The sequence below is a fragment of the Leptospira broomii serovar Hurstbridge str. 5399 genome (genome assembly GCF_000243715.2).
In the GTDB taxonomy this organism is placed as follows: Bacteria; Spirochaetota; Leptospiria; order Leptospirales; family Leptospiraceae; genus Leptospira_B; species Leptospira_B broomii.
In genome coordinates, this window is record NZ_AHMO02000008.1 from 2,085,001 (window position 1) to 2,102,003 (window position 17,003).

Annotated in this window: 15 protein-coding genes (1 of these 15 running past the window's edge); 9 read left to right on the plus strand and 6 right to left on the minus strand. The window is 43.1% G+C overall.

The window, feature by feature from the left end:
- Both LEP1GSC050_RS15290 and LEP1GSC050_RS15295 read right to left on the minus strand, forming a co-directional pair.
- On the minus strand, window positions 1–20 hold the beginning of the coding sequence (locus LEP1GSC050_RS15290) for a hypothetical protein (protein ID WP_040911385.1). Its footprint begins 925 nt before the window's first position; the window shows 20 of its 945 coding nt (coding positions 1–20); it begins with the start codon at window positions 18–20; its stop codon lies beyond the left edge, outside the window.
- A complete protein-coding gene (locus LEP1GSC050_RS15295; protein ID WP_010568613.1) occupies window positions 20–1,423 on the minus strand; it encodes an MBOAT family O-acyltransferase in 1,404 nt (467 codons plus the stop codon). Before LEP1GSC050_RS15295 ends, LEP1GSC050_RS15290 begins: the two co-directional genes overlap by 1 nt.
- Window positions 1,424–1,729: 306 nt before the next feature.
- Between LEP1GSC050_RS15295 and LEP1GSC050_RS15300 the strand changes: the two genes are divergently transcribed.
- The 3 genes from LEP1GSC050_RS15300 to LEP1GSC050_RS15310 all read left to right on the plus strand — a co-directional run bounded on the left by LEP1GSC050_RS15300 (window position 1,730) and on the right by LEP1GSC050_RS15310 (window position 4,636).
- The gene (locus LEP1GSC050_RS15300) at window positions 1,730–2,137 is read left to right on the plus strand and encodes a GFA family protein (protein WP_040911386.1); all 408 of its coding nucleotides are present in this window, start codon (window positions 1,730–1,732) and stop codon (window positions 2,135–2,137) included.
- Between the two features lie 269 nt (window positions 2,138–2,406).
- A complete protein-coding gene (locus LEP1GSC050_RS15305) occupies window positions 2,407–3,768 on the plus strand; it encodes a PP2C family protein-serine/threonine phosphatase (protein WP_020987387.1) in 1,362 nt (453 codons plus the stop codon).
- A gap of 115 nt (window positions 3,769–3,883) precedes the next feature.
- Window positions 3,884–4,636 carry an enoyl-CoA hydratase/isomerase family protein gene (locus LEP1GSC050_RS15310; RefSeq protein ID WP_010568616.1) on the plus strand — a complete coding sequence of 251 codons (753 nt, stop codon included), beginning with the start codon at window positions 3,884–3,886 and terminating at the stop codon, window positions 4,634–4,636.
- Here LEP1GSC050_RS15310 and LEP1GSC050_RS15315 read toward each other — a convergent pair.
- The 3 genes from LEP1GSC050_RS15315 to LEP1GSC050_RS15325 form a co-directional block, all read right to left on the minus strand.
- Window positions 4,633–5,091, minus strand: a complete 459-nt coding sequence (locus LEP1GSC050_RS15315; RefSeq protein ID WP_040911765.1) for a DMT family transporter — start codon at window positions 5,089–5,091, stop codon at window positions 4,633–4,635. The genes LEP1GSC050_RS15310 and LEP1GSC050_RS15315 overlap by 4 nt on opposite strands.
- A 101-nt stretch (window positions 5,092–5,192) precedes the next feature.
- Window positions 5,193–7,196 (minus strand): sensor histidine kinase, encoded by a 2,004-nt coding sequence (locus LEP1GSC050_RS15320; protein ID WP_010568618.1) that lies wholly within the window; start codon window positions 7,194–7,196, stop codon window positions 5,193–5,195.
- 628 nt (window positions 7,197–7,824) lie between these two features.
- Window positions 7,825–8,436, minus strand: a complete 612-nt coding sequence (locus LEP1GSC050_RS15325; RefSeq protein ID WP_010568619.1) for a dihydrofolate reductase family protein — start codon at window positions 8,434–8,436, stop codon at window positions 7,825–7,827.
- A gap of 93 nt (window positions 8,437–8,529) precedes the next feature.
- On the opposite strand from LEP1GSC050_RS15325, the gene LEP1GSC050_RS15330 reads away from it, so the two are divergent.
- From LEP1GSC050_RS15330 to LEP1GSC050_RS15360, 6 genes are all read left to right on the plus strand, one after another.
- Window positions 8,530–8,973: a winged helix-turn-helix transcriptional regulator gene (locus tag LEP1GSC050_RS15330; RefSeq protein ID WP_020987202.1), complete on the plus strand. Its 444-nt coding sequence runs from the start codon at window positions 8,530–8,532 to the stop codon at window positions 8,971–8,973.
- 176 nt (window positions 8,974–9,149) lie between these two features.
- Window positions 9,150–10,196 (plus strand): winged helix DNA-binding domain-containing protein, encoded by a 1,047-nt coding sequence (locus LEP1GSC050_RS15335; RefSeq protein WP_010568621.1) that lies wholly within the window; start codon window positions 9,150–9,152, stop codon window positions 10,194–10,196.
- A gap of 280 nt (window positions 10,197–10,476) precedes the next feature.
- Window positions 10,477–10,824, plus strand: a complete 348-nt coding sequence (locus LEP1GSC050_RS15345; protein WP_010568623.1) for a hypothetical protein — start codon at window positions 10,477–10,479, stop codon at window positions 10,822–10,824.
- A 58-nt stretch (window positions 10,825–10,882) separates the two neighbouring features.
- Window positions 10,883–12,196, plus strand: a complete 1,314-nt coding sequence (locus tag LEP1GSC050_RS15350) for a TolC family protein (protein WP_010568624.1) — start codon at window positions 10,883–10,885, stop codon at window positions 12,194–12,196.
- Window positions 12,196–13,359: an efflux RND transporter periplasmic adaptor subunit gene (locus LEP1GSC050_RS15355; RefSeq protein ID WP_010568625.1), complete on the plus strand. Its 1,164-nt coding sequence runs from the start codon at window positions 12,196–12,198 to the stop codon at window positions 13,357–13,359. The genes LEP1GSC050_RS15350 and LEP1GSC050_RS15355 overlap by 1 nt, the downstream gene beginning before the upstream one ends.
- A complete protein-coding gene (locus LEP1GSC050_RS15360; protein WP_010568626.1) occupies window positions 13,359–16,463 on the plus strand; it encodes an efflux RND transporter permease subunit in 3,105 nt (1,034 codons plus the stop codon). Before LEP1GSC050_RS15355 ends, LEP1GSC050_RS15360 begins: the two co-directional genes overlap by 1 nt.
- 74 nt (window positions 16,464–16,537) lie before the next feature.
- Here the strand turns inward: LEP1GSC050_RS15360 and LEP1GSC050_RS15365 are convergent, their stop codons facing one another.
- Complete coding sequence (locus LEP1GSC050_RS15365; RefSeq protein WP_010568627.1) at window positions 16,538–16,987, minus strand: LA_3150 family lipoprotein; 450 nt, start codon at window positions 16,985–16,987, stop codon at window positions 16,538–16,540.
- Between the last annotated feature and the right edge of the window lie 16 nt (window positions 16,988–17,003).

The following is a 17,003-nucleotide window of genomic DNA, read 5'->3' on the forward strand; positions in this document are numbered from 1 at the left end:
TATATTACTTTATTTTTCATTAAAATTGAAAATAAATAAAAGAGCCTGGAAAACCGCGGTTCACGACGATTAAAAAAATCATTGCGCCGAAAGCGATAAATTGAAAATTCTCGAACATTTGATTCCCATTCCTTCGCATCAAATAATGCACATGATATAAAATCACCGGGGATGAATAGACGAATATGCTGACAATTAAATCATAACTGTTCGGTAAGGACCAATTACGTAATAATGCCTGGAAGAGTCTTGTAACGTCGTTGATATCGGGTAATTGAAAAAAGATCCAGGCGAACGTCACGAAAAAGAAAACCATAAAACCGTAAGATGCTCTACATATTTTGCAATTTTCACGAATAGAATCCATTTTGAGTGCCCTTTCTATCGTTAGAGCCGCTCCATGAACTAACCCCCAAAGGGCGTAACTCCAAGCAGCCCCGTGCCATAATCCTCCAATAAACATAGTTAGCATAAGATTAGCGTAAGTCCTCCAGCTTCCCTTTCGATTACCGCCTAAGGGAATATATAGGTATTCCATTAAAAACGATGATAGAGAAATATGCCAACGTTTCCAAAATTCCTTAAAGGAGGTGGAGATATAAGGAAATAGGAAATTCACTTTTAGATCATAGCCAAAAAGCTTAGAGATTCCGATTGCGATAGACGAGTATCCTGCAAAATCCGCAAATATTTGAAATGAATAACCGAACAGTAAACTTAGCAAAGTGAACGTCGATTTTGTATCAAAATACGGAAATTGAATCCAAAAGGTAAACTGTCTTAAATTGTCCGCGACTACGGTTTTCAAAAAATATCCGATAATAATTGCCTTGAAGCTTTCCTCCCAACGAATCGATGTGAATTTTTTTCTATCTATCTGATAAAGGAAATCATGAGCTTTTACGATAGGGCCCGCGACCAGTTGTGGGAAAAAGGAGATGAAGAACACTACGTTGCTAAGATGATTTTTGAAGGTTCTTTCTACGACTTCCTGGCGAGAAAAATACTTTTGAGAATATACGTCGATTAATAAGCTTATCCCCTGGAATGTGAAGAAGGAGATTCCGACAGGAAGGGGGATAGAAATTAGAAACTTACCTAACGAACTCTCGTCGATAAAAAAGGTTTTTGCCAATAGGCCGCTATATTTAAAGAAAATTAATAAGCCTAGATTCGTCAATACTCCTAAAATCGCTACCTTCCTTCTAATTGATTCTTTGCCGTAGGTGATTAAGTAGCTGGTCCCGGCATTTATAGCCGCAGAGAAAAATAATAAAAATACTAATATAGGAAAACCGAATGAATAAAATATGAAGCTGGAAACTATTATTATTTGTATTTGATATTTAGAGCTAAACGGTGCGTAGTAAAGAATAAATACGATGATGAGGAAGATTAAAAATTCAATTGAATTAAATAGCATAAAATTTAGAGGCAACTACCTGAATTTTTTGTAAACGTTTTGTTCGCGCAGTTGCAATCGGTTCAAAGGAATAAATTAAAAGCTACTATTATGAAATTTTTTGCCTTCGGTATGTCAACATTCTTTTTAGGGGCAGTAGAAGGGATATTTTTCTTTAGCACATTTTACGACTTTTTAAATATGACAAATCCTGACATATATTTCGGTTAAACTTGAAGAGTTAATGGGTAGGAATAATCAGCGATCGAACTTCGGAGTTTAGAATTCCGAGAAAATCGTAATTTCCGGATTAACAAGGAAACAATAATGGCTCTCAAAACATACAAGGGAAGTTGTCACTGTGGAACAGTGAAATACGAGGCGGATATCGATCTTAGTCAGGGAACGGGGCGATGCAATTGCTCATTTTGCAGAAAGACTCGAAATTGGTCGGCCATTATTAAGCCTTCCACCTTTCGTTTGTTAAGCGGAGAGGAGAATCTCGGATCGTATCGATTCAATACTAACAGTACTACTCATCAATTCTGCAAGAACTGCGGAGTGAGAACTTTTTCTAAAGGACACATCGAAGAAATCGGCGGTGATTTTGTGAGTATTTATTTGAGCGCTCTAGATTCAATCGATCCTTCCGAACTGATCGCGGCTCCGCTCTGGTATTCGGACGGTCTAAATAACAATTGGCGAAATCAGCCGGCGGAATTTCGTCATCTTTAGTTTTCAGGGCAGAAATCGCATCTACGGTTGAAATGAGATTTCTGCCTCTTACCGGAATATGCCGCCACTCGACAAAATAAGAAACGTCTTTATGTTATCGATTTTCATAATGGGTCTCTCAAAAAGAGACTCATTATTCAGAATTCTTCCGTAGGTCAAAGATCGATTTTTAGATTGACCCAATCATAAAATCGACCAAAGATGTATGGCCTTTTCCCGAACGAATTGTCCTCCGGGTTCCCGTTCGATCGGTTGCTTGGCGTCGCCGTATGCCGACATTTTTAGATCAGCTTAGGAAGACATTGCGCAGCGAGGTTACCTCATCTCTTTTTCAGGGGGCCTTCGGTGTAGCTTTATTTTGGGTGATCTTGAGATACTTTATCGTAACGGTCGAGACCCCGCATCCGATACTCGTAATTTTCAATTTCGTTTATACGATTTCCGTGGCTCTTTTTTGTAATTTTAAAATGGTTACGGGACGTTGGTCCGCAGTCCTTTGGGCAAATCGAGCGTTGAATCTTTCCTTACCTCTCCCGGTATTTTACGGTTATTTTACCTACCTTGCTCCGGATTATTTTGCAGCGATGATCGTCTTCGTGATTGCGATCGAATTGCCTGTATTAGGTCTTGCAAAGAGTCGTTATTTAACGTTATGGTACGCCGTATATTTCTTCTCCTTCCTTCTTCCATTGTTCTTATGGAAGAGGACCTACTTCGATTCTCATATATCGGCAATCGTGATATTCATGGCTTCATATGCGTTCATCCATTTTTGGCTCGTAAGAGCTTCGGATAGCGTAAAAAAAATGGGGGAGCAGTTAACCAGACATTTGGTTCAAACTAAAAAAAATAAGAGAATTCTGAAGCGCCTTCACACGATGCAAGCGGTCGACTTAACTTTAGCCCGTCGTCTTCAAAGGGATACTCTTCCGGATTTAAGAAAATTCGAATCTCCTCTTCTTCGTCTTTCCGCGAGATACCTCTCCCTTGACACGGTCGGAGGTGATTTTTACGACATTGTAGAATTGGAAAACGATAAGATCGGTCTGTTCATTGCCGACGTCTCCGGCCATGGAGTTGCGGCAGCTCTGGTGACCATGATGACAAAAGCGGCCTTTCGTAATCATTATAGAGATCAGGAAGATCCGGCGCTCCTTTTGAAGATCGTAAATGAATCCTTATGCGGAATGTTGGAGAACCAAGGAATGTACGTAACTGCCTTTTACTGCATTTTGAATGCCGAAGGAATTCTGTCTTATTCCAGTGCAGGGCATCCGGCTTCCTTACTCGTGAGAAAAAACGAAAATCGAATTTACGAATTGATCACCGAAAACACTTTTTTTCTAGGCGTTGAGCCTCACTGGAAATATTGCTCCGACTCGATTCGACTACAATTCGAAGATAGATTGTTTTTATATACCGACGGACTCGTGGAAGCTAAAAATCGCCTGGGTCAGTTTTACGGGGAGGGAAGGCTATTCGAACTTTTATTAAAGAAAACGAATCTTTCTCCGGATGAATTCTTGGAAACTCTATTATACGATCTCCACGAATTCCAAAACGGCAGGAATGCGGAAGACGATATTGCGTTGCTTTGCGTGGACTTTTTGCGCCGATATGGCAATAAGTGATTTGATCTTAATATTACGTCAAATCGATTATTTGGTCCTCAAACGATCGAAAAAAGAATCGTCTACGATCGTTAAATCACTCGTTGTATTGTGAATTAGCAGGAGCTTGGAATCTATGGAATTAAAATGCTTAAAGGTCGAAACTAAGGAGAATATTCTCGTAGTAACTTTGAATCGTCCAGAAAAGAATAATGCGCTTAACATTCGAATTCGGGACGAGCTGGAGTTCGTATTCAATTCAAATGCCGGGAGAAATGACATTAGAGCCCTTATTCTGGCGGCAGAAGGTAGAAATTTTTCCAGCGGATACGATTTGGAGGAAGTGGTTCAGACCCGATTGGAATCCTTTCGTCATAGAATTTTAGAATATCATTATGCGATTTATAGTTTTCCCAAACCGGTAATTACGATTTTAAAAGGTTTCGCGTCGGCGGGCGGTTTTGATCTCGCTCTCTGCGGCGATTACATCATTTCTGAAAAGAAAGCATTATTATTTCGTCCGGAAATACGCTTCGGCGCGCCTCCACTCCTAACTACTTTGGCTCGAAAGGTAGGTCCGTCGAAGGCCCTCGCTTTGACTTTAAAAGGTGATCCGATTCGATCGTCTCAATTACTTTCTTTGGGGATCGTGGACGAAATATTCGAGGGCGAGGATATTTCGGAATACGCTTTGAAAGTCGCTGCAAAAATTTCCCAATGGAATCTAAAACTAACGAAAACCTTGAAGAGTATTTCAAATAATTATTATATGGGAGATTTATATTCGAATTTCAGAAAGGAGTTCGACGAGTTCTCGATATTTTTGGAGGATCCCGAATTCTTTTTAAGAGTGCAAGAATACGCGAAGTCGGTTAAACAAAGCGCTTAACTGTCCTTCTTTACGAGCCAGGCCCCTAAGACCAAAAGACTCAATCCGATGATTTTGGCGATAGAAATCGGTTTTTCAGGAAAACCTAGGATACCGAACCGTTCCAGAACGACCGACATGGTGACCTGTCCGACTAGAAAAAGGGCAATCCAACTCGTTGCTCCTAACTTAGGGGCGAAGACCAACGCGGAGGTTACTACGAGTACCCCCAACAATCCTCCGGTCCAAATCCACCAGGGACTTTTGCTAATCGCGTCGGAAAGAAAAGACGCTGATTTGGTTTCCCCCAAGAATAAAACAAATAAGAATAATGCGAGAGTTCCCACGAAAAATGAAATCGTAGAGGCCAACCAAGGACTCTGAACGCTTTTTCCCAATATGGAATTGATGCCTGGTTGCATCGACATTGCGATTCCGGACAAAAGTGCGAAGATAATCGGAATAAATAGGTTCATATATAACAAATCTTGCATTTCGTTTTTTTTGGACCAGCTTTTCCCGGAAGTAAGACGAATTAATTTTCTTGAAATGGGTCTTCGTATTTTAACCACATTTATTATGCGTTCAATGACGATTGAGGGATCGAAAAGGTAAAGGTAGTCCCGATTTCTAGATCCGATTGAACCGAAATTTTTCCGTGATACGCCTGAATGATGCTATAAACTAACGATAATCCCAAACCGGTTCCGACTTCGTTTCTGGTTCCATATCTTGTCGATTTAGAGTCCGTCGAAAATAAATGTGGAATCATATCCTCGGGGATTCCGACTCCCGTATCGCGTACGATAAATTCCGTCGAATCTGGTTTTCGAGAGAATTCTATTTCGATTCGTCCGCCGTCTCTACAGAACTTGATAGCATTCGAAACTAGATTCGCAAAAATGGCGGCCAATAAAGTCTTATCCATTACCATTTCTGCATTTTCCGGAATCTTGTTTTCGATCGTTATATTCTTAAATTTCGCTTGGCTCCAAAATTTGCTGAGCACCTGCTCGATTTCCGGATTTAAATCGATCGGGACATTATCCAACGGAAACGATCCTGATCGCAGTCGATTTAAATCGAGCAGCGTGGAGATCATTTCGAGAGATTGTGTGGAAATTTTTTCGATGCGCTCCAACCAATCCATTATGGATCTATCATCCATCGAATCGTATTCGCTTCGAATTAATTGCAAGACGCCTATAATATTCGCCAATGGCGATCGTAAATCGTGTGTGACGAGGGATATGAACGTGTCCTTTAGGGCGTTCGCTTCCTCCGCGACTCTCTTTGCGTCCCGCAATTCCTTCGTTCTCTCCACTACTTTAAGTTCTAACGACTTTTGTAGTTCTTCCAATCTGACAAAGGCATTCGAGAATCGGATCGAAAGCATCGTCGTTTGGGAGAATAGGAAAGCGAGTAATCCCCAGTTCGCAAGGTATCCGGATTTAATCCAGAGAGCTTGAGTGAAGATATCGTTGAATGTCGTCAGGAATAAAATGAAACCTCCGAGTAAAAATAAAAGAGCTCCTTCCCTTTTTCTCAAGAGAGTCATGATCATTGTGTAAATAAGGTACGGAGTTAGAAGAATTACGATCGCCTGAAAGATCCGTATCCACCACATATACTTTGCGGAGGGCAGAATCATCACGATTCCCGCAAATAGTAACGATATCAGAAATATTCCCCGAAGCGCATACAGATGAAATTCTTTCGGGAAAACGCTGCCTAAAAAATAAGAGAAGAGCGGAATCGCGATAATAAAGCTGAGAATATCCACCTTATGAATGTAAGTCCAATATTCGTCGGGAAGACTTTCATATATGAATACCGAACCCGTAAAGAAGGTTCTCACGCTTACGTCCACGCAAAATAGCCCGAACCAAAGCGCCGAGCGATCTATTCTTCTCATCAAATAAAGAATTAAATGATAAAGCCCCATGAGGAAGGTAGAGCCGAAAACAAGCCAGCCTAACGAAGCTTCTGACTTCTTGGATTCGAAGATCGATCGTATTCTGCCGATTTGGATCGATTTTCTAAGTCCACCGGTGACATGATAAAAATTCGAAACTTGAAATCTGATACTTAGTTCGGTTGGCCCTTCCGGTAGAAATACGATCGGATGTTTATAAGAGGGGACCATCTCTTCTTTTCTGAGGCCTACTTTCCCATTCTCCAATAATAGTTTACCGTTTGCGAAAATACGGTAAGCAGTCGAGACGTCGTTGATCTGAAGGGCTAAGTTCGGAATCGGTCGATCCAATAGAATTTTAAGATCGTAGGTCCCGGTACCTTCTCCTCCATGTTCTTTATCCAGGGTACGGAAACGGTTCCAGGAATCGGGAACCCTTAAGTATCCCCGAGTTCGATTCGGATCGTGATCATACGTATCAATCAGTCCATCCGAAAATTCCCAAACCCCGTCTAAGGAAATTAAAGGATGAGTTTCCGGATTCCAGCCCCTTAAATCCAAAACTCCCAGAACTGCTTTCGGTGAATAAGCGACATCCGAGTCCGCGGTGGAGCAGCCGAGAATCGCTAAAGAAAGAAGTAAAGTTATAGGGAGGAACGGCCGCATGGTATTAATGCCAGATTTTATCAAGGCAAGTTCTATGGAAGAAAAACCTAACCGATACTCTCTTCATATTTGTCAAAGGTGTTATCTTCGGATTTTTCTATGTAGAAGTTTGTAATCGGAACAGGGTCTGTATAGAAAATTTTTCTTTGATCGCAAGCATCTCAAGATAGACTCGATTTGCGGAATCTCGTTAATTTGCCGTCGGACATTTCGGGTTAGAATCGTGTGCAAAAGATATCGAATTCTTTTCTCCAGCTAACCTAGTAACCTATGCGGTTTATATGTGAATTTAAAGTCTTTTTAACGATCATAATTATTCCGAATCAATACTCGACGATTTACTAATAAACGCCCTTTTTTAATATTTTGAAAATGCCTCTTCTTGGAATATATAAAGTGGTCAAGATTGGATTATTCGGTCGAGTTATGTCGAGTTGAAAATGTATCCGATCATTAATGTACGATTGTGCCTAATATGCTTTGCGAACGGAACAATTAGCCGAAGATTTCCCACTAAACTTACTAAATGTCCGGTTTATTTTTTAGAGGAGGGGTCGAAGGTTCAAAAACGTATCTTCCCGAGTCCTGAGGTAACCGAAAACGTCGTGCAACTAAAGCGGAGAGGCACTTAAATATCGTCCCGATATAACGTTTCCGGTGCGTATCTGTTCAGGACTATTCCACAATCATATCCGACGGATCGTATCAACTTGAGGTTTAAAGATTCATTCAAATTATTGAATAATGAAAGTCCCTGGCCCACGACAGTTGGGTTCACAAAGAATTGAAATTCATCGATCAATCCTGCCTTCGCGAGAGAGGAGCCAAAGCTTACGCCTCCGAACGTAATGATGTTTCCTCCGGGCCGAAGTTTTAAGTCTCTGACTTCTTCGATTAAATTGCCGTTTACGATTTCAGTGCGATCCCATTTGGAATTTTTGAGTTTATTGGTCGGCACCACCTTATTCGCGTCGACTATCTTTTTAGCGAACGCATAATGCGGATTAACCGGAAAATTTCTAGCGGCATTTCCCCAATGGTTTAGATAACCTTGTTCTATCATCTTGCGACTTAATAGAATACAGTCGATGGATTCAAAGATCGTATTGAAGTCCTTTTTGAGTCGATCATCCCAGTTCCAGTCGTCGCCCCAATTCCAGATCTGCCAATCGAGACTGCTATCCGCCGCGGAAACGCATCCATCTACGGACATTTGCATCTGTAATATAATTTTTCTCATCTAAGCTTCCTTTACTAAAATACTCTTTTATCGGGTTTTTAATTAGTGATTGCAAAATAAAACCAGTTGCATAATAGAGTAGGTGGGACTATTATGCAAATAGTTTTTGGGGAAGGTATGTCAGTTTATCAAAAATCGTTATGTCCGATCAATCTCGCATTAGAGGTTTTCGGAGACAGGTGGAGTCTTTTGATCGTTAGGGATCTAATGTTTGCGGGAAAACGCCATTTCAGAGAGTTTCTACAATCCCAAGAAGGTATCTCATCGAATATCCTCGCCGAACGATTGGGTAAACTCGTCGAAGGCGGAATACTATCTAAGACGGAAGACCCGAGTCACAAGCAGAAGGCGATTTATAGATTAACGCCGATGGGCATTGACCTTCTTCCGGTTCTCGCGCAAATTGGCATATGGGGTCGTAAAAACCTACCTGTGACCAAAGAGAGCGGAGCGACGGCAGGCACTCTTGAAACGGGGGGACCGAAATTATGGAAAAGGCTCATGTCGGATTTGCGCAAAGACATGTCAAATCCCTAAAGTTTCCATTAGAATCTTCCGCTTATAATAGAACATAACGATAACGTAAATATCGAACAAGCGATTACACGTATAAAAGTGTGCAAATCAGAACCGCAATAGCAGAAGTAAATTTGCTCTCGCGATTTTAGTCGAAAGTTTGAACGAGATACATTCGAAAACCGGAAACAATTAGAATGAATATTTCCATGCATCGCCTCTATCGGCAGGAAATCTCCCGGACAAGATTCAAAAAAGTCGAGGATGTAGCTGCGTGGATGGGAGCATTGCAGGCGCAAGATCGTATGCAAGCGAAATTGGCGATCCGCGTACGAGGCTCGGGAATTCAGGACTCCGATATAGAAGCCGCGATTTTAAAAAAGAAAATCGTTCGGACATGGTCGCTGAGAGGAACGCTTCACTTTCTTTTTGCGGACGATGCCCATTCGATTCTGTCTCTATTGGGTCCACGAATGATCCCGAGGCTTGCAAGTCAGCATAGGAAGCTCGAATTAGATTCAGATATATTCAAAAAATCGAATGCAATTTTGTCAAAGATTTTACAAAACGGGAAACAATTGATTCGAAAGGAATTATTTGCCGAGTTCGAGAATAAGGGGATTTCTACGAAAGGAATTCGCGGTTCCCATCTCTTATACCAGGCGGCATTAACCGGTTTGATTTGCCAGGGTCCGATGAAGGATAAGCAAGAATCGTTTGTTTTGTTCGGAGAGTGGATTCCAAAACGAAAGGATCAGAATCGAGAAGAAGCATTGGGTATGCTAGCGAAGCGGTATTTTACCGGCCATGGTCCGGCTACGATTCAGGATTTTATTTGGTGGACCGGACTGGCTTTGAACGAAGCTAAGAAAGGCCTTGCCGCAGTTCAGTCCGATCTTTCTAAAGTTAGGATTAATAATCAGGATTATTGGTCGTCATCGTTCGAATTTGAAAAAGATATTTTGAATCGAAGGATTTATCTTCTTCCCGGTTTCGATGAATTCCTTTTGGGTTACGAGGATAGAAGTTTTTGTATACCCGTGCAATTCAAATCGCGTGTCGCCTCGAACAACGGCCTTTTTTATCCAATCATATTGCTGGATGGACAAGTTATCGGAACCTGGAAGCGCATCTTGAAAAAGGGGGCGAGTTCGATAGAAACGAATCTTTTTTTTCCTGTCGATAAAACCGTAGCCTCGGCACTCGAGAATGAGATCGAAAGATACCAAGATTCGTATTTTTGAGCCGAAGCCGGAGATTCTTCTTTACATTCCGGAAGCGAATGTGGATTCGTTGGACGAAGCAGCGCCTTCTAAAAGTCTTAAAATAAAATTAGATTTCCTTTTGAGATCCTTTATTGATTTGAGATTGGATTTCAGAATGAATGTCCGTTCTTCATCTTCCAGTTTTTCTAAAAGTTGATTTTTATCTCATTTTCTTCACTAAATATTATTCATAAAGAATTTGATTGAATTCTCCCGGATGCTTAGTCTTATTGCATTGTAGGCGGGAAACTCGCACAGAATGCTCGGTCATTGGCTTTCAAAACTTTTACTTAAAGTATTTGTACTTCTGTTTATCGCAAATTTCGGATATCAAAAGATAGTCGATAACGAGGCGGTATGCGGAGCTTTAGGCGTGGCGGAAGAGCATTGCCCGTATGCGGAACACACTCCTGGCCACGATGAAAAATCGAACCATGTCTGCATTAATTGCCCTTGTAATTTAACTCTCTTCGTATCCTGGGATTTGTATGTAGCCAGAATTTATAGCCGACTATCCGTTCTTTATTATCCATCTTCAAAGCCGGTCGTTCTCGCATTCGAGCAATCGATTCGTCTTTTTCGCCCCCCTCGAACCTCCTTCGCTTAATCACGAGCGAACCAAGGGAGGATCTCTATTTCATTAAATCCTCCCTGAGGAGGTTACTATGCGCATATTTATTTTATGGCTTCTCTGCGTCGTCATGTCGGGAAGCGTTTATTCACAGGAGGTTTCTCGATCGAGCAACTCGTCCTGTGCGGGTAGGATGGACCTGCGACGTATTACTATTTGCGTCTTAGAGGCTAGTCCCGAATACCGAACCGAACAACTAAAACTGAAAGAAATTTCCGGAAGAAAATTGATCGCCTCCTATTTATTCCCGTCCAATCCGGTGGCCAGCGCCTATCTAGCCCATCGGAAGGGAACTACGTCGGAAGGAGGTCCACTCGGAACCGGACCGGCGCCGATCGCTACGAATTACCAAACTTTGGTGACTCAAGAAATTTATGTCGGCGGTAAAAGAGAAAAGGCACAGCAGGTCGCCGACGAGGAATATAAAGTACAAGCCGGCAGGTTGGAAGCAGTACGGAGAAATATGCTTTCTCGGACTATATCGGCAACATTACGATACTCCGGCTTTAAGAGGGAGTTCGAGGGGACAAAGCAACTGTACGAAGTCGCGAAAGATTTACGCGATCTCTCCGCGGCAAGGGCAAACGAGGGAGTCGCTCCCGCAATGGACGTTGATGTCGCAAGAGCGGAGGAACTCCGTCTTTGGAAACTACTCAAGCAAGCGGAAAGAAAAATGGATTCGGCCAAGGGAGAACTTTTAATCCTGCTGAATTTAAATCCGGACGCCTCTCTTGAATTAGAAATTACGGGTATTGCGCTAAAGGAATTGCCGAACGATGTAGTCAGCTTGGTGAAGATCGCGCTTGCGAATCGACCCGAGATCGGAGTCTCAGAGAACGAAATCATTCTAGCAGCTAGACGTTTGGAGCAAACGAGGCTTCAAAGAATTCCCAATCTAACGATCGGAGGATTTATTCAATCCGACGGTTTCAACGAAAAAGTCGCAGGGGCGCAAGTGAGTCTACCGTTGACTCTTTGGAGAACCTATGAAGGAGAAATCCGAAGCGCCTCTTCCGTAAAAGAACAGGCACAGGAAAACGCAAGAATCCAAGAGAGAAACGTTCGAATGGAAATCGTTAATGCAGTATCTTCTTACTTGGCTCTCAGAACGGAGATAGAGCAGTACGATGCGAGTTATTTACGGGACCTTGATAAAGACTTGGATCTCTTGAAGGAAGCTCTCCGTACAGGAAGAATCAAAGTCGTCGATGCCTTAAATTCCCAAAGAATTTTGACCGGAGCAAAGCTGAACTTTATTCTCTCTCGAACCGAATACGCTCTCGCGCAGGTCGAATTGGTCCGCGCGATCGGACTTTCATTCGAGGACAATATCCAGGAAATCAAATAATGAAACGCATCATTCTATCAGTGCTGCTTATCGCGTTCGTCGTAAGCGGTTCATATTTTCTATATAAGAAGTTTTCAAAGTCCAAATCGAAATCACCTCTTATGGAAGCGTCGGATTCTTCCGAAATCGGGTCCGGATCAGTAACTTTAGATAAGGAACAATCGGAACTTTTCCATATTACGACTTTGCGGATCGAAAAGAGACAGTTTCAAAGAACGATTTCTCTAATAGGAGAAGTCGCCCCTGTTCCTGATCGTATTATCGAAGTCCCTGCCAGGGTCGCGGGTCGGATCGTAACAGTTAAATTTGTGGAGGGTTCGCAGGTTTCCAAAGGACAATTGCTAGCAGTTTTGGATTCTCCTGATTTAGCAAGACTTCGATCCGCATATAATTCCGCTAAAACTCGACATTCTGCGGCGTCTCAAAACGTAGACCGGGTTCGCAATCTAGTCTCGATGAAACTTGCGGCAAAGCAGGAGGAAATCGATGCAGAGGCGAATTTAAAAGTCATAGCCGCCGACTTAAAAGCTTCGGAGGAAAATCTTCGGGCAAACGGCCTCGAGCCGAGCGATGAGACGACCGGTAAATACTACATCTATGCTCCTATCGCCGGAATCGTTTTGAATAGAAACGCCTTGCCGGGTGCAATGATTCCAGGGACCCAGAATTTAGCGACGATCGGGAATATATCCGAGCTTTGGTTTATGGCTAAGATCTTCGAGGCGGATTTAAGCAAGGTAGCCGAAGGCGATAAGGCGGGCGTGATTCTCAATTCCTATCCCGATCTTTTATTCGAAGGAGTATTGGAACATATAGGGGAACAGGTGGATATCGCTTCTCGAACCGTTCATGCCAGATTAGTTTTTAAGAATAAAGATAGAAAAGCTAAGATCGGCCTCTTCGGAACCGCGAAAGTCGTGACGGATACCGGAAACGGGATCTTAGTTCCGGAAAGTTCTATATTCAAAATAAGTAATTCCGATTACGTGTTCGTAAGAAAGGATACTTATAACTATATTCCGAAAATCGTAAATGTAGCGAATTCGGAAGGCGGAATGGTCGAGATTTTGGACGGGCTTAGCGAGGGAGAAGATGTCGTGACTCAAGGAGTCTTCGAATTAAAGTCTCTTCTCCTAAAATCCTCGTTCGGCGAGGAGGGATAATGGAATTCTTAACCGCTATCGTTCGCTGGAGCCTCCACAACCGCCTCGCAATCACAGTCTTTTCGATACTACTTTTCGGCATCGGAGTCGATTCTGCGAGACGATTGAAAATCGATGCAGTTCCAGATATAACGAATGTTCAGGTCCAGATTATAACGACCGCGCCTGCTTTATCGACTTTGGAGATCGAACAGTATGTGACTTATCCTATAGAGAGAGCAGTATCAGGAATTCCTAAATTACAAGAAGTTCGCTCCGTTTCCAGATACGGATTCTCGATCATCACGATCGTTTTCGAAGAGGGAGCGGATTTATATCTGAGCCGTCAACTTGTCAGCGAGAAATTAGTGGATGTATCCAGCCAAATTCCTAAAAACTACGGAGCTCCGCAGATCGGTCCGATCTCGACCGGGTTAGGAGAAGTGTATCAATTTATTCTAAAGAGTAAAACTCATTCGTTAACCGAACTTACGACTTATTTAAACTGGTTCATCAACCCCGTTCTGAAGACGGTTCACGGAGTCGTGGAAGTAAATACCTTCGGCGGAAAGGTTAAGCAGTATAGAATTATCGTCGATATATCGAAAATTGCAGCGCTGGGTTTGGGGGTAAAGGACGTCTCCGATGCCGTATTAGTTAATAATACCGCGACCGGAGGCGGATATATCGAAAAAAGTAAGGAACACCTCGTGATCGGGACGGAAGGTCTTTTGAAGAGCAAGGAGGACTTTTATAAAATTTCGATCGGAAGAACTCCCGACGGCTTTCCAATTTATCTTTCGTCGGTGGCCCATGTCGAGGAAGGATTTCGACTTCGTAAGGGCGGCGCAACAATGGAGGGGAAGGGAGAAGTAGTCGGGGCGATCGCTTTAATGTTAGTTAATGAAAATTCTCTGGAAGTCACCGATGCTATCAAGAAAAAGCTGGAGGAGATCAAGAAGGCTCTACCCGCAGGAATGGAGATCGAGCCCTTTTATGATAGATCCGTAATGGTCAAAAACACGATCAATACCGTTCTGTGGAATTTAGGGGAAGGCGCGTTTCTCGTCATCATCGTCCTATTCCTGATGATCGGAGATCTTCGCTCCGGCTTAGTCATCGCCGTTACGATTCCTTTTGCGATGTTGTTTGCGATTTCCGTAATGAGATTCCGCGATTTACCCGCCAATTTAATGTCGATGGGAGCGATCGATTTCGGACTCATCGTGGACGGTGCAGTCATTCTGGTGGAGAATTCCTTTCGAAGATTATTGGAATTGGCCAAGGAAAAAGGTCGAAGGCTTACCTTCGAGGAAAGAAGAGAGACGATTCTAACCGCAACGATAGAAGTTCGGAAAGCGACTATTTTCGGTGAAATCATCATCGCTGTGGTCTATCTTCCGATTCTTACCCTATCGGGAACGGAAGGGAAGATGTTTATCCCGATGGCGCTAACGGTTTTGTTCGCACTCTTGGGAGCTTTTTTTCTGACGTTGACACTCATACCCGTTTTAGCTTCCTACTTTTTGGATCCTCGAATCCACCAAGAAGAAGAAACTTCACTCTTTCGTAAAATCAGCCGTCTATATAAACCTTTTTTAGAGAAGGCGATGAGGAATTCAAAACGGGTCATCGTATCGGCTCTCGGCGCGTTCGGTCTTGCCATTATCGGATTCGTATTCATGGGTGCGGAGTTTATTCCGACCATGGATGAAGGCTCCATTTTGCTGGAAATATCCCGATTACCTTCCAGTTCTTTGCAGCAATCTTTGGATACTTCCACGAAGATCGAGAAAGCACTGCTGGCAAAATTTCCGGAAATCACAAGCATCGTTTCCAAAACAGGATCGCCAGAGTTGGCAAACGAACCGATGGGGCTGGACAAAACGGACGTATTTTTGGAATTAAAGCCCCGTAAAGAATGGAGATTTACCAAACAGGAATTCGAGGAGGAAATCTCCAAAACGGTTTCCGAATTAATCCCGGAGGTCGCCTATGGAATTTCTCAGCCGATTCAAATGAGAACAAACGAGATGATCGCCGGAATTCGATCCGACGTGGGTATTAAAATCTTCGGGGAAGAATTAGCCACTTTGAAAGTTCTCGCCGAAAGGATAGCGACGATCTCGAGAGGAGTCGAAGGAGTTGCGGATCTGCGAATCGAACAACTTTCCGGATTGGAGTATCTGCGGATTCGTCCCAGACGAGAGGCGATGGCAAGATACGGATATAACGTGAACGACGTGAATCAGATCGCGGAGTCTTTAGCATCCGGTTATCCGGTCGGAATCTTATTCGAAGGTCAAAAACGCTTCGAAATCGCTGTCGTTTCCGATTGGAAATTGGAGAATGATTTAGGGAGTCTTCGCGCCTTGCCGGTGGGTACAAAAGGAAAGATAGTCCCTTTTGGAGAACTTGCCGATGTTTCGATCGAAGACGGCCCGGTCCAAATCAACCATGAAAATCAGTACCGGTTAGCCCTCGTGCAATTCAACGTGAGAGGGAGCGATATGTTGAGCACGGTTCAGAGAGTGGATGATCGTATTCGATCTAAAATCGTTTTCCCTCCCGGTTATCGTTACGAGCTGGGGGGAGAATTCAAAAAGTATAATTCGGCGCGTTCGACTCTTCTGATCGTCGTTCCGATCACCTTAGTGGTCATTTTTCTTTTTCTATATATGGCGTTTCGAGAACCTTCTCCGGCGCTTTTAATCTTCTTAAACGTTCCGTTTGCGATTACCGGTGGAGTTTTTTCCCTACTACTAAGAGGGATGCCTTTCAGTATTCCTGCCGGAATAGGGTTTATCGCCTTGTTCGGCATCGCCATTTTGAACGGACTCGTTTTGGTTACCTTCGCAAGAGAGGAAGAAGCGGAAGGAGCCGATTCTGTGACCGCAATTAAAAAAGCTGCGGAACATCGATTACGTCCCGTGATCACGACGGCATTGCTCGCCTCTATCGGTTTTTTACCGATGGCATTATCAACCTCGCCGGGAGCGGAAGTTCAGAGGCCTTTGGCTACGGTAGTGATCGGCGGACTTATCAGCGCGAGTCTTTTAACGCTGATCGTTATTCCGGTTGTCTACGCGAGATTTATCCATAGAGTGAAGCGGAGAAAGGGATAATTGATTTTATCTTTGGAAAGAAAAAAGGCGGAGTCTCCTCCGCCTCAGTGGTAACTCTAAAAGTACTACGTTGATTAAAAACCGGCGGCTTGTATGGCGCTGAATGTACAGACACCTACGTCGGGATTACAATAGTAAACTTTATAAAAGAAGTTGTTGTCCGTACTTCTTTGAGTGATCCCTCCGGGAAAACCCAAAGAAGAGCAAGTGGACTTGGAAGTCTTTTCGAGCACTAAAGGAGGAGCGCTTTGCAATGCTCCCAGAGTCGCGTTAAAGAAATCCGTTCCAGAAGCGCTCACGCCGCTGTTTGCGATGATAAAGCTATCGAAACAAACTCCGGTCCAAGACACCGAATCAAGCTGAGTGATTTTTACGACGGATTTGGTTCCATCGGGAGCCGGTGCAGCTAAGATCGATGCCAATAACCCACTGTAATCGGAGTCGTTCGTTTTGCCCGTTTTGCTGCATCCGACGAACCCTAAGGCTAAAGCGATGATTAAAGTTTTAATTACTGTTGATTTCATATTTTTTCCGTTTCAG